11 protein-coding genes and 2 pseudogenes are annotated in these 11,738 nt (G+C 70.8%); 8 read left to right on the top strand and 5 right to left on the bottom strand.

Annotated features, from left to right (window positions below; genetic code table 11):
* The first annotated feature begins 27 nt into the window (after positions 1-27).
* On the top strand, positions 28-1,152 hold the full coding sequence (disA, locus tag ABZ453_RS33130) for a DNA integrity scanning diadenylate cyclase DisA (protein ID WP_133044316.1): 1,125 nt from the start codon (positions 28-30) through the stop codon (positions 1,150-1,152).
* Between the two features lie 129 nt (positions 1,153-1,281).
* Positions 1,282-1,659: a hypothetical protein gene (locus ABZ453_RS33125; protein WP_359020728.1), complete on the top strand. Its 378-nt coding sequence runs from the start codon at positions 1,282-1,284 to the stop codon at positions 1,657-1,659.
* Positions 1,660-1,698: 39 nt separating this feature from the next.
* Here the strand turns inward: ABZ453_RS33125 and ABZ453_RS33120 are convergent, their stop codons facing one another.
* Entirely contained in the window at positions 1,699-2,544 is an 846-nt protein-coding gene (locus tag ABZ453_RS33120) for a hypothetical protein (RefSeq protein ID WP_359020726.1), read from the bottom strand.
* 154 nt (positions 2,545-2,698) lie between these two features.
* On the opposite strand from ABZ453_RS33120, the gene ABZ453_RS33115 reads away from it, so the two are divergent.
* The 5 genes from ABZ453_RS33115 to cseC all read left to right on the top strand — a co-directional run bounded on the left by ABZ453_RS33115 (position 2,699) and on the right by cseC (position 7,192).
* Positions 2,699-3,610 carry an A/G-specific adenine glycosylase gene (locus ABZ453_RS33115; RefSeq protein ID WP_358602398.1) on the top strand — a complete coding sequence of 304 codons (912 nt, stop codon included), beginning with the start codon at positions 2,699-2,701 and terminating at the stop codon, positions 3,608-3,610.
* Positions 3,611-3,838: 228 nt separating this feature from the next.
* On the top strand, positions 3,839-4,381 hold the full coding sequence (locus ABZ453_RS33110) for a SigE family RNA polymerase sigma factor (RefSeq protein ID WP_133044313.1): 543 nt from the start codon (positions 3,839-3,841) through the stop codon (positions 4,379-4,381).
* Positions 4,366-5,022, top strand: coding sequence for a hypothetical protein (locus ABZ453_RS33105; RefSeq protein ID WP_359020724.1), 657 nt, complete (start codon positions 4,366-4,368; stop codon positions 5,020-5,022). Before ABZ453_RS33110 ends, ABZ453_RS33105 begins: the two co-directional genes overlap by 16 nt.
* An 83-nt stretch (positions 5,023-5,105) precedes the next feature.
* Positions 5,106-5,810 carry a two-component system response regulator CseB gene (gene cseB / locus ABZ453_RS33100; RefSeq protein WP_359020722.1) on the top strand — a complete coding sequence of 235 codons (705 nt, stop codon included), beginning with the start codon at positions 5,106-5,108 and terminating at the stop codon, positions 5,808-5,810.
* A 17-nt stretch (positions 5,811-5,827) separates the two neighbouring features.
* Positions 5,828-7,192, top strand: a complete 1,365-nt coding sequence (gene cseC, locus ABZ453_RS33095) for a two-component system sensor histidine kinase CseC (RefSeq protein WP_359020720.1) — start codon at positions 5,828-5,830, stop codon at positions 7,190-7,192.
* A gap of 49 nt (positions 7,193-7,241) precedes the next feature.
* Here cseC and ABZ453_RS33090 read toward each other — a convergent pair.
* From ABZ453_RS33090 to ABZ453_RS33080, 3 genes and pseudogenes are all read right to left on the bottom strand, one after another.
* Positions 7,242-8,067: pseudogene (locus ABZ453_RS33090) on the bottom strand (class I SAM-dependent methyltransferase).
* A pseudogene (locus ABZ453_RS33085) lies at positions 8,064-8,411 on the bottom strand (VOC family protein); the annotation flags it as partial. The pseudogenes ABZ453_RS33090 and ABZ453_RS33085, both read right to left, overlap by 4 nt.
* 77 nt (positions 8,412-8,488) lie before the next feature.
* Positions 8,489-10,066, bottom strand: a complete 1,578-nt coding sequence (locus tag ABZ453_RS33080; protein ID WP_359020768.1) for an MDR family MFS transporter — start codon at positions 10,064-10,066, stop codon at positions 8,489-8,491.
* Positions 10,067-10,235: 169 nt separating this feature from the next.
* Between ABZ453_RS33080 and ABZ453_RS33075 the strand changes: the two genes are divergently transcribed.
* Positions 10,236-10,844, top strand: coding sequence for a TetR/AcrR family transcriptional regulator (locus ABZ453_RS33075; RefSeq protein ID WP_359020718.1), 609 nt, complete (start codon positions 10,236-10,238; stop codon positions 10,842-10,844).
* Positions 10,845-10,850: 6 nt separating this feature from the next.
* On the opposite strand, the gene ABZ453_RS33070 is transcribed toward ABZ453_RS33075, so the two are convergent.
* Positions 10,851-11,579, bottom strand: a complete 729-nt coding sequence (locus ABZ453_RS33070) for a M23 family metallopeptidase (protein ID WP_359020716.1) — start codon at positions 11,577-11,579, stop codon at positions 10,851-10,853.
* Positions 11,580-11,738 lie beyond the last annotated feature (159 nt).

Raw genomic sequence — 11,738 nt, 5'->3', positions numbered from 1 at the left:
CCCAGAACCTGCGACCGGAGGAGTGCAGTGGCAGCCAACGACCGGGCGGCAGCTCCCGGAAAGTCCGGCGGGAGTTCCGGTGCCGATGGCCTGATGCGCGCCTCTTTGAGCGCCGTGGCACCCGGCACGGCGATGCGTGACGGCCTGGAGCGCGTGCTCCGCGGCAACACCGGCGGACTCATCGTGCTGGGCTTCGACAAGACCGTCGAGGCCATGTGTACGGGCGGTTTCGTGCTGGACGTGGAGTTCACGGCCACGCGCCTGCGCGAGCTGTGCAAGCTCGACGGCGGCATCGTGATCTCCTCCGACCTGTCGAAGATCCTCCGGGCGGGCGTGCAGTTCGTGCCGGACGCGACGATCCCGACGGAGGAGACCGGCACCCGGCACCGCACGGCGGACCGCGTCTCCAAGCAGGTCGGCTTCCCCGTGGTCTCCGTCTCCCAGTCGATGCGGCTGATCGCGCTGTACGTCGACGGGCAGCGCCGCGTCCTGGAGGACTCGGCGGCGATCCTGTCCCGCGCCAACCAGGCGCTCGCGACCCTGGAGCGCTACAAGCTCCGGCTGGACGAGGTGGCGGGCACGCTCTCGGCGCTGGAGATCGAGGACCTAGTGACGGTCCGCGACGTCTCCGCCGTCGCCCAGCGTCTGGAGATGGTCCGCCGCATCGCCACCGAAATCGCCGAATACGTGGTCGAACTGGGCACCGACGGGCGTCTCCTCGCCCTCCAGCTGGACGAGTTGATCGCCGGCGTGGAGCCCGAGCGCGAGCTGGTCGTGCGCGACTACGTCCCCGAGCCCACCGCGAAGCGCTCCCGCACGGTCGACGAGGCGCTGTACGAGCTCGACGCCCTCAGCCACGCCGAGCTGCTCGAACTGCCCACGGTGGCAAGGGCGTTGGGCTACACCGGCTCCCCCGAGGCGTTGGACTCGGCGGTGTCCCCGCGCGGCTTCCGCCTGCTCGCCAAGGTCCCCCGCCTGCCCGGCGCCATCATCGACCGGCTGGTGGAACACTTCGGCGGCCTCCAGAAGCTCCTCGCGGCAAGCGTCGACGACCTGCAGACCGTGGACGGCGTGGGCGAGGCCCGGGCCCGCAGCGTCCGCGAGGGCCTGTCCCGCCTCGCGGAGAGCTCGATCCTGGAACGGTACGTGTAGCCACCCCGGGCCCACCCGCACCGCCTTCCACTTACGGACGCCTCCGTTCAGCCCCACCCACCCCAGCTCATGCATACGCTCGAACACGGCTCCGGGAGACACCCGGCACGGCCATGAAGAGGGGGCGCCTTGACCAGCATCTCGAGACGCTCGCTGCTCAGCTGCTCCGGAACGACCGCGGCGGGCGCGGTACTGGGCGCCACCACCTCGGCACAGGCCGCCGACGCCGAGACGTCGTCGGTCGACTTCCCCCCGAACACCGAGTTCACCGGGACGGCCATCCTCCCGAACACCGAGTTCACCGGGACGGCCATCCTCCCGGACACCGTCCACAGCGAGGGCGCGGGCAGCGTGAAGATCGTGTTCCGCGTGAGCTGCGACACCAGTGTGCCGGGTACCGCGGTCCATCCCATCGACGTCGCGAACGCCCTCGACGAGTTCCTGGCCGACCGCGGATGGCCGGCCGTCACGTTCTACGGCACCCCGGAGCCGGTCGCGCTCAACTGACCCGCCTCGACGCGGCCGGGCCCGAGACCGCGGCCGGCCTCAGTCGTCGTTCAGGACGAACGAGGTCTGCTGCTTGCCGAACCCGGCGGCCGTCAGCTCCACCAGGTACGTCCCCGCCCCGGCCGAACCCGCGGGCGGGGTCGCGCAGTTGGGGACGCTCGGCTTGCGGTCCCACTTGACGGTGTACGTGATGCTGCTGCCGGCCGGTGCACGGAAGAGCAGGCTGCCGGAGGTCCTGGGGCAGTCGGCGGAGGACCAGTAGTCCCCACCGCTGTCCGACTGCGAGATCGTCAACACCGCGCTCTTCGGCCCGAGATTCACCTTGCAGTCCTGCCCGGAGACGTTCCTCGCGGTCAGCAGGAGTGCGGGCGTGTCACCCGGACCGTAGGTGTTGTGCAGGCTGCGTACGCTCAACCGGACCGCGCTCGCCGTGCAGTTGGGCAGCGTGGAGCCCGCCGGAATCGTGTCTCCCTGACCCACGCCGGCCCCGGTACCCGAGCCGCCGGCACCGCCGCCGGACCCCTCCGTACCACCGGAACCACCGGAACCACCGGCGCCACCCGCCGACCCGGCACCGGACCCGCCGTCCGAGCCCGATCCCGAACTCCCCCCGGAGTCCGAACCGCTGGATCCCGAGCCGCCCGAATCGTCCCGCCCGCCGGGCGCCTGGCTGATCGCGGGACCCGAACCCGACGGTCCGGCCGTGATGGTGGGCGCGGGCGTCCTGCCCTTCGCGCCGTCGTCCTTCTTGCCGCCCCCGCCGCCCGACGTCACGATCCAGGTGATCAACAGCGCCAACAGGGCGAGGACGGACAGCAGTACGACCCTCCGGCGCCAGTAGATGGTGGAGGGAAGCGGCCCGACAGGATTGCGCAGAGATCCCACGGCGCAAACTGTACGAGAGATCGGTGCGTTCGCTTGCCCCACCCGCCGCCACTGCGTCAACTTTTCCGGATCATCATCCCGGAATCGGCGACCCACCCACCGGCGCCGGGCAAAGCCGCCCAACCGTGGCGGGCCGTGGCAGGATCAGAAGGCCATGACTGCGCTCACGAACACCCCCGAGACCCAGGCCCCCCACACCGCACTGCACTCCCCTGTCATCGACTGGTTCGACGAACACGCCCGCGACCTGCCGTGGCGCCGCCCGGAGGCCGGCCCCTGGGGCGTGATGGTCAGCGAGTTCATGCTGCAGCAGACCCCGGTCAGCCGCGTCCTGCCGGTCTACGAGCAGTGGCTGGCCCGCTGGCCGCGCCCCGCCGACCTGGCCCAGGAGGCCCCCGGCGAGGCCGTCCGCGCCTGGGGCCGGCTCGGCTACCCGCGCCGCGCCCTGCGGCTGCACGGCGCCGCGGTCGCCATAACGGAACGGCACGGCGGCGACGTACCCACAGATCACGCGCAGCTGCTCGCGCTGCCCGGCATCGGCGAGTACACGGCCGCGGCCGTCGCCTCCTTCGCGTACGGGCAGCGGCACGCGGTACTCGACACCAACGTCCGCCGGGTCTTCGCGCGCGCCGTCACCGGCGTCCAGTACCCGCCGAACGCCACCACCGCCGCCGAACGCAAACTCGCCCGCGCCCTGTTGCCCGAGGACGAGGCCATCGCCTCGCGCTGGGCCGCCGCCTCCATGGAGCTCGGCGCGCTGGTGTGCACCGCGAAGAACGAGTCCTGTCACCGCTGCCCGATCGCCGCGCAGTGCGCCTGGCGGCTCGCGGGCAAGCCGGAGCACGAGGGACCGGCGCGCAAGGGGCAGACGTACGCCGGTACCGACCGCCAGGTGCGCGGCAAGCTGCTCGCCGTGCTGCGCGAGGCCCACGCGCCCGTCCCGCAGGCGGTGCTGGACCGGGTGTGGCACGAGCCGGTGCAGCGGGCGCGGGCGCTGGACGGGCTCGTCGCGGACGGACTCGTGGAGCCCCTTCCCGGTGGTTTGTATCGGCTGCCGTTGACGTAACCCGCCGTAACGTCACAGGCACCGCAGGGCCAAATCGGTCGATAACTCCATCAACTGGTGTGCCCCTTTACCCCGTTCCTACGTTCGTTACACAACCGACGTACAGCCGATTGCCAGCCGAGTGCTGGCTCGGACAGCGCCGTGACAACGCCTCCGTAGCTTCATTCCCACGAAGGACACCGCCGGCGAGGGGCCGCGCGGAAACGGGGATTCAGGAGGCGGTTCGACATGGCGCAGGGCGAGGTGCTCGAGTTCGAGGAGTACGTCCGCACCCGGCAGGACGCGCTGCTGCGCAGTGCCCGTCGGCTGGTCCCGGACCCGACGGACGCCCAGGACCTCCTCCAGACGGCGCTGGTGCGGACGTACGGCCGCTGGGAGGGCATCGCGGACAAGCGGCTCGCGGACGCCTACCTGCGCCGGGTGATGATCAACACCCGTACGGAGTGGTGGCGGGCGCGCAAGCTGGAGGAGGTCCCGACCGAGCAGCTGCCGGACGCGTCCGTGGACGACGCCACGGAGCAGCACGCGGACCGCGCGCTTCTTATGGACATCATGAAAGTTCTCGCGCCGAAACAGCGCAGTGTTGTCGTACTGCGACACTGGGAGCAGATGTCCACGGAGGAGACGGCCGCCGCCCTCGGCATGTCGGCCGGAACGGTCAAGAGCACGCTGCACCGGGCGCTCGCCCGACTCCGCGAGGAGCTGGAGAGCCGTGACCTGGACGCACGCGCGCTGGAGCGTGAGGAGCGGGAGCGTTGCACGGCGGCCTGACCGGCACGGGGCGGTCCCCCCGGGACCGGGCAACCCTGCAGGCGGCGTTCACGGCGGTGGCCGTGCTCGCCGCCCTCGGCCTTTTCGCCTCCGCCTGCGCCACCGGCGGCACCGGCGCGCGCGACGAGGGCCCGGCGCACGCCGACTCGGTGGCCGGCGCCGCGGCCACGCCCAAACCCGCCCCCGCTCCCTCCCGGACCGCGCGCGTGGACGCGGTCAAGCTGGTCAAGGACGATCCGCAGGTCTCGGCGGAGGTCAAGCGCGAGCTGAAGCCCTGCGTGGCCGACGAGTACCCGGTCGACGTGTCGTACGGAGAACTGACCGGAAGCCCTTCGGACGACATCGTGGTGAATGTGCTGACCTGCAGTGACGCCGTCGGGGTCGGCTCATATGTGTATCGCGAGCAGGACGGTCGGTACGAGAATGTGTTCCAGGCCGAGGAACCTCCGGTCTACGCGGAAATAGACCGCGGCGACCTGGTGGTGACCAAACAGGTGTACGAGAAGGGTGACCCGGTGTCGAGTCCGTCCGGCGAGAACGTGATCACGTATCGCTGGGCCGCGGGCCGCTTCACCGAGGAGTACCGCACGCACAACGACTACAGCAACGCCGTCGGGAGCGGCGCCTCGCCGTCGAAGTGACGCTCGTGAACCGTTCGGCCCGCTCGGGACGATCCACCAGCAGTACGTACGCCACGACCGACACGAGAACTGAGAGCACCGGGATGGCAGACCAGACCCACGTCCTGTTCGTCGAGGACGACGACGTCATCCGCGAGGCCACCCAGCTCGCCCTCGAGCGGGACGGCTTCGCGGTCACCGCGATGCCCGACGGCCTGTCGGGCCTGGAGGCGTTCCGGGCGGACCAGCCCGACATCGCGCTGCTCGACGTCATGGTGCCCGGCCTCGACGGCGTCAGCCTGTGCCGCCGTATACGGGACGAGTCGACCGTGCCGGTGATCATGCTGTCGGCACGGGCCGACTCCATCGACGTGGTCCTGGGCCTGGAGGCGGGCGCCGACGACTATGTGACCAAGCCCTTCGACGGAGCGGTCCTGGTAGCGCGGATACGCGCGGTGCTACGGCGCTTCGGGCACGCCGGCGGCGGGGACAGGGGCGACGACCACGCCCCCACGGTCTCCGGCGGGGTGCTGACCTTCGGCGAACTGGAGATCGACACCGAGGGCATGGAGGTGCGCCGGGCCGGGCAGCCGGTGGGGCTGACCCCGACCGAGATGCGGCTGCTGCTGGAGTTCTCCTCCGCGCCGGGCACGGTCCTGTCGCGCGACAAGCTGCTGGAGCGGGTGTGGGACTACGGCTGGGGCGGGGACACGCGGGTGGTGGACGTCCATGTGCAGCGGTTGCGTACGAAGGTCGGCCAGGACCGGATCGAGACGGTCCGCGGCTTCGGCTACAAGTTGAAGGCCTGAGCGGGGACATCGAGGACATGCGGGGGATATTCCGGAACCCGGGGACGGGCGACGACACGGGCGGTGTCCGTGCGAGGCTGCGCTGGAACCTCAGTACCGGGCTGCGCTGGAAACTCAGCGCGGCCATCGCGCTCGTCGGGGCGCTGGTCGCGATCGCGCTGAGCCTGGTCGTGCACAACGCGGCCCGGGTCTCGATGCTGGACAACGCGCGCGACCTGGCGGACGAGCGGCTCCAGATCGCCCAGCGCAGCTACGAGCTGTCCGGCCGGGTGAACTTCCCCAACGTCCAGCAGGACGCCCCGGACCTGCCGTCGCCGCTGCGGGAGAAGGTCGAGCAGGGGCGCCGGGCGACCTACGTCACCGACCGGCGCAACGGCGTTCCGGACATCTGGGCGGCCGTGCCGGTCAAGGGCGGGCATGTGCTGTCGCTGCACACCGGGTGGACCGACCGCAGCACGGACATCCTCAACGACCTCGACCAGGCCCTGGTCATCGGCTCCATCGCGGTCGTCCTCGGCGGCAGCGCGCTCGGAGTGCTCATCGGCGGACAGCTCTCGCGGCGGCTGCGCAAGGCGGCGGCCGCGGCCAACCAGGTCGCCCGGGGCGAGCCGGACGTCCGGGTGCGGGACGCGATCGGCGGGGTCGTACGGGACGAGACCGACGACCTCGCGAGCGCGGTGGACGCCATGGCGGACGCGCTGCAGCAGCGGCTGGAGGCGGAGCGCCGGGTGACCGCCGACATCGCGCACGAGCTGCGCACACCGGTGACGGGTCTGCTCACCGCCGCCGAACTCCTCCCGCCCGGCCGTCCGACCGAGCTGGTCCTGGACCGGGCGAAGGCCATGCGCACGCTCGTCGAGGACGTCCTGGAGGTGGCCCGGCTCGACGGGGCCTCCGAGCGGGCCGAGTTGCAGGACCTGATACTCGGCGAGTTCGTCGCCCGGCGGGTGGCGGCCAAGGACCCGGACGTCGAGGTGCGGGTGGTGCACGAGTCGATGGTCACGACCGACCCGCGCCGACTGGAGCGGGTCCTGTTCAACCTGCTCGCCAACGCCGCCCGGCACGGCAAGCCGCCCATCCAGGTCACCGTCGAGGGCCGCGTCATCCGCGTGCGCGACCACGGGCCCGGTTTCCCCGCCGACCTGCTCGCGGATGGCCCGAGCCGCTTCCGCACGGGCAGCGCCGACCGCGCCGGGCACGGCCACGGGCTGGGGCTGACCATCGCGTCGGGCCAGGCCCGGGTCCTGGGCGCCCGCCTGACCTTCCGCAACGTCCGCCCTGCGGGCGCCCCGGCCCACGTCCCGGCGGAGGGCGCGGTGGCCGTCCTCTGGCTCCCGGAACACGCGCCGACGAGCACGGGCAGCTATCCGCTGCTGCCGTAGGTCAGGGCCCCGTCGCGGTCCAGCACCCGGGGTCCCGCTGACCGTCCTCTCACGTCCCGGCGACCAGCAGCTCCTCCCCGCGTGACGGCCGTACCCCGTCGTCCGGTCCGCGAAGTACCGCTTCTCCAGCTCCGCCGCCGACACGTGCCGGGTCTCCCGGAAGCCCGCCTCGCGGGCCAGCGCGAGGATCTGCTCGGGTTTGCAGAAGGTGAGGAACGGGGTGCCGGCTGCTCGGGCCCCCTTCATCGCCACCCGGAGCTGTGCCTGCTGATCGGGCTCGACGTCCTCGACGGGCCGCAGGAAGGTCGTGACGAGGACCGACCCCGCCGCGAGCCCGGCGACGAGGCGGAAAGTCGCGGCGATCGCCTCCTCGCTGAGGTACATGATGACGCCGGCCGAGGCCACCACCGCCGGCCGCCCCGGATCGAACCCGGCCTCGCGCAACCGCCCCCACCAGTCCCCCTCGAAGTCGACGGGCACGAAGTACAGCCACTCCGGGACGTCGAGACCGAGCTCCGCCAGCCGCTGCCGCTTCCAGGCCTGCGGACCGGGCTGGTGGACCTCGAAGACCCGCAGCCCGTACCGGGTGGCGACCTCCGCCCGTCGCTGGGCGAAGATGTCCAGCCCGGCGCCGAGGACGACGTACTGACCGACCCCGTCCGCCGCCCGGCCCGGGCCACGATCGATGCCCGGGTGCGGCGCGTGGCGTCTACGTCCATGTCGGGCCGCTCCCGCCACCCGTCCCCCGGATCCGCGATCCGCAGTCCGACCTCGTCCTCGACGACGTGCGGCGGCGCGTCGGCCCGCAGATGCAGGGCCCGCCACAGCGCGACCCGCACGGCGGTGTGCTCCGGCGCCCGCTCCTCGGCGCTCACCCGAAGTCCTTCGAGAAGCCGAGCTCCTCGCTGCGCTCGGTCAGCGAGTACCAGTTGCCGCTGTCGTCACGGAAGACCGCCTCGATGCCGTACGGCCGCTCCTGCGGCGCCTGGAGGAACTCGACGACCCTCGCCCTGAAGGTCTCGTAGTCACCGCGGCAGTCGTCGGTACGGAACGCCCCCGCCCCCAGCACCCCCTTGCTGACGAGCTTCTTCAGCGCCTCGGCCGACTCCGGGTCGAGCCCCGGCCCGTCGAGGCTCATCAGGGCGAGCTCGACGCCCGGCTGGTCCTTGGCGCCGACGGTGATCCACCTCATGTCCCCCATGGAGACGTCGCCCCGGACAACGGCCCCCACGGCCGCGGGCATGACGAAGGCCCCCGGGGCGGACACCATCCGGGGGCCTTCGGCTCACTGTCGGATCACACGGCCTCGACGACCTGCGGCTGCACCGCGGCGTCCTCGCCCGAACCCTCCGGCTTCGGTCCCGCTCCCCGCAGCGCGACCTCCTTCACGAACACCGCCGCGATCAGCGCGACCACGGCCACCACGGAGCCGAGCAGGAACGCCCAGTGGGTGCCCGCGGACACCGCGTGCTGGTACGCCTCGCGGGCCACCGCCGGCAGCTTCGCCAGGCTCTTCGCGTCCAGCGACGCCGACTTCTCGGTGATCTTCGCGCCCAGGGACCCGGCCCGCTCGGCCATCACGTGCTGGACCCGGTTGTTGAACAACGCGCCCATGATCGCGACGCCGAAGGAGGAGCCGAGCGTCCGGAACAGGGTGGTCGAGGAGGACGCCACGCCCATGTCCTTCATCTCGACGCTGTTCTGCGCGACCAGCATGGTGACCTGCATCAGGCAACCCATGCCCAGACCGACGACCGCCATGAACACACCGGAGGTGAACCGCGAGGTGCCGGTGTCCATGGTGGACAGCAGGTACAGCCCGACGATCATCAGGGCGCTGCCGACGACCGGGAAGATCTTGTAGCGACCGGTGTTGGTGGTCACGCGCCCGGCCACCATGGAGGTGACCAGCATCGCGCCGAGCATCGGCAGCAGGAGCAGACCGGAGTTGGTCGCGGAGGCGCCCTGCACCGACTGCTGGTACAGCGGCAGGTACAGCGTCGCGCCGAACATCACGAAACCGGTGATGAAGCCGATGATCGACATCAGCGTGAAGTTTCGGCTGCGGAAGATGTGCAGCGGTACGACCGGCTCGGCAGCCTTCGTCTGCCAGAACACGAACCCGATCAGCGCGGCCACACCGATGCCGATCAGCTCCATGATCCGCGCGGAGGTCCAGGAGTACTCGGAGCCGCCCCAGGTGGTGACGAGGACGATGGCGGTGATGCCGACCGTCAGCAGGACCACGCCGAGGTAGTCGATGCCTGCCTTGGACCGCTTCTTCGGCAGGTGCAGCACCGCGCTGATCAGACCGAGCGCGACCACGCCGAGCGGCAGGTTGATGTAGAACGCCCAGCGCCAGCCCCAGTTGTCGGTGATGGTGCCGCCGACCAGCGGTCCGCCGATCATCGCGATGGCCATGACGCCGGCCATCATGCCCTGGTACTTGCCCCGTTCCCGCGGCGGGATCAGGTCACCGATGATCGCCATGACGCCGACCATCAGACCTCCGGCGCCCAGACCCTGCACGGCCCGGAAGCCGATCAGCTCGCCCATGTTCTGCGCCATGCCGCTGAGCGCGGAGCCGATCAGGAAGATCACGATCGAGGTCATGAACGTGGTCTTGCGCCCGAACATGTCACCGAGCTTGCCCCAGACCGGGGTCGCCGCAGCGGTGGCCAGCGTGTACGCCGTCACCACCCAGGACAGGTGCTCCAGGCCGCCGAGCTCGCCCACGATGGTCGGCATCGCGGTGCCGACGATCATGTTGTCGAGCATCGCCAGCATCATGGTGATCATGAGCGCCAGCAGCACCACGCGCACGCTCTTCGGCTGTTTGTCCGGCTTGGTCTCGACCGTCTCTGTGTCCGCCATCATGCCCACTCCCCTATACGTACTGCGGTACTTCCCCCCGACCGGCCACTTACTTGCCGCCCGGCTAGTTGACTACACTGAGGAAGGTAGACCCGTAACTAGCCGGGCGTCAAGTAAGTTTACTAGTCGGGCGGCAAGTAAGTCAGCAGGGGGCGTGAGGAGCGCGACAATGGGCGGCACGATGGACGGCACCAAGCGGCAGCGCCGCGGAGACACTCGCCAGCGCATCCAGGACGTGGCGCTCGAACTCTTCGCCGAACAGGGCTATGAGAAGACCTCGCTGCGCGAGATCGCCGAGCGCCTGGACGTCACCAAGGCGGCGCTGTACTACCACTTCAAGACGAAGGAAGAGATCCTCGTCAGCATCTTCGAGGATCTCTCCCAGCCCATCGGGGACCTGATCGAGTGGGGCAAGGGGCAGCCGCACACGCTGGAGACCAAGCAGGAGATCATCCACCGGTATCACGAGGCGCTGTCCGAGGCCCGCCCGCTCTTCCGCTTCATGCAGGAGAACCAGGGGACGGTGAAGGAGCTGCGCATCGGCGAGATGTTCCGCCACCGCATGATGGGGATGCGGGACATCCTCGTGGACCCGGACGCCTCCCTCGTGGACCAGATCCGCTGCGTCAGCGCGGTCTTCACGATGCACGCCGGGATGTTCGCGCTCAACGACCTGCCGGGCACCGACGAGGAGAAGAACCAGGCGGTGCTGGAGGTCGCGTGGGACCTGGTGGCCCAGGCCCACGCGGGTACGCACCCGCCGGTGGAGGCCCCTTAGAGGCCCTTAGAGGCTGAGCCCCTTGGCCCGCAGGAACGCCACCGGGTCGATCGCCGAGCCGTAGTCGGCGGTCCTGCGGATCTCGAAGTGCAGGTGCGGGCCGGTGGAGTTGCCGGTGTTGCCGGACCGGGCTATGTGCTGGCCGGTGCGGACGATCTGGCCGACCTTGACGTCGATGCGGGACAGGTGGGCGTACTGCGAGTAGGTGCCGTTGCCGTGCTTGATCACGATGGCGTTGCCGTACGCGGGTCCGTCACCGGCGCCGTTGCCGCCGGCCTTGACCACGGTGCCGCCGTGGGCGGCGACTACGTCGGTGCCGCTGGGGACGGCGAAGTCCTGCCCGCTGTGGGTGTGCTGCCACATGTTGCCGGCCTGGGCGAACTTCGCGGACAGCGTGTACTTGCGCACCGGGTGGACCCAGGACGCGGCCTTCTTCGCGGCAGCGGCCTTCTTGGCCGCGGCCGCCCTGGCCTTGGCAGCGGCCGCGGCCTTGGCGGCGGCCTTCTCCTTGGCCGCGGCCTTGGCGGCGGCGACCTCGGCGGTCTTGGCGGCCTTGGCCTGCGCGGCGGCCTGGGCCTGGACGGCGCTCGCGGCACTGGAGGCGGCGGTGGTGTCGGCGGCGACCGCGACTCCCGCCCCCAGCACGACCGACGCCCCGAGACCGGCGGCCAGGACGGCCGCACGGGTGCGCAACGGGGACGTACGGGAAGAACGGAACGGGACACGCAGGGACATCGAAACCTCGGGGGGTCGGCGACAGAGAAAACCACCCGACGCACGACGTCCGCCGGATGGGCCATCCCTTGGTAACCCGGACCCCCACAAAGCCCAAAACAGGGCATCTACGGCGTTCTCTAGTAATGGCTGGCGAAAATCCCATTCCACGCCGGAGCG

This window comes from Streptomyces sp. NPDC005799 (assembly GCF_040630525.1).
GTDB classification, from domain to species: Bacteria; Actinomycetota; Actinomycetes; order Streptomycetales; family Streptomycetaceae; genus Streptomyces; species Streptomyces griseorubiginosus_B.
Note: the sequence above shows the minus strand (reverse complement) of the source record. Positions and strands in the feature narration are given on the sequence as shown.

Coding starts and splice junctions, on each gene's coding strand:
- ABZ453_RS33115 (WP_358602398.1), top strand. CDS start 2,699: ATGACTGCGCTCACGAACACCCCCGAGACCCAGGCCCCCCACACCGCA.
- ABZ453_RS33110 (WP_133044313.1), top strand. CDS start 3,839: ATGGCGCAGGGCGAGGTGCTCGAGTTCGAGGAGTACGTCCGCACCCGG.
- cseB (WP_359020722.1), top strand. CDS start 5,106: ATGGCAGACCAGACCCACGTCCTGTTCGTCGAGGACGACGACGTCATC.
- cseC (WP_359020720.1), top strand. CDS start 5,828: ATGCGGGGGATATTCCGGAACCCGGGGACGGGCGACGACACGGGCGGT.
- ABZ453_RS33080 (WP_359020768.1), bottom strand. CDS start 10,066: ATGGCGGACACAGAGACGGTCGAGACCAAGCCGGACAAACAGCCGAAG.
- ABZ453_RS33075 (WP_359020718.1), top strand. CDS start 10,236: ATGGGCGGCACGATGGACGGCACCAAGCGGCAGCGCCGCGGAGACACT.
- ABZ453_RS33070 (WP_359020716.1), bottom strand. CDS start 11,579: ATGTCCCTGCGTGTCCCGTTCCGTTCTTCCCGTACGTCCCCGTTGCGC.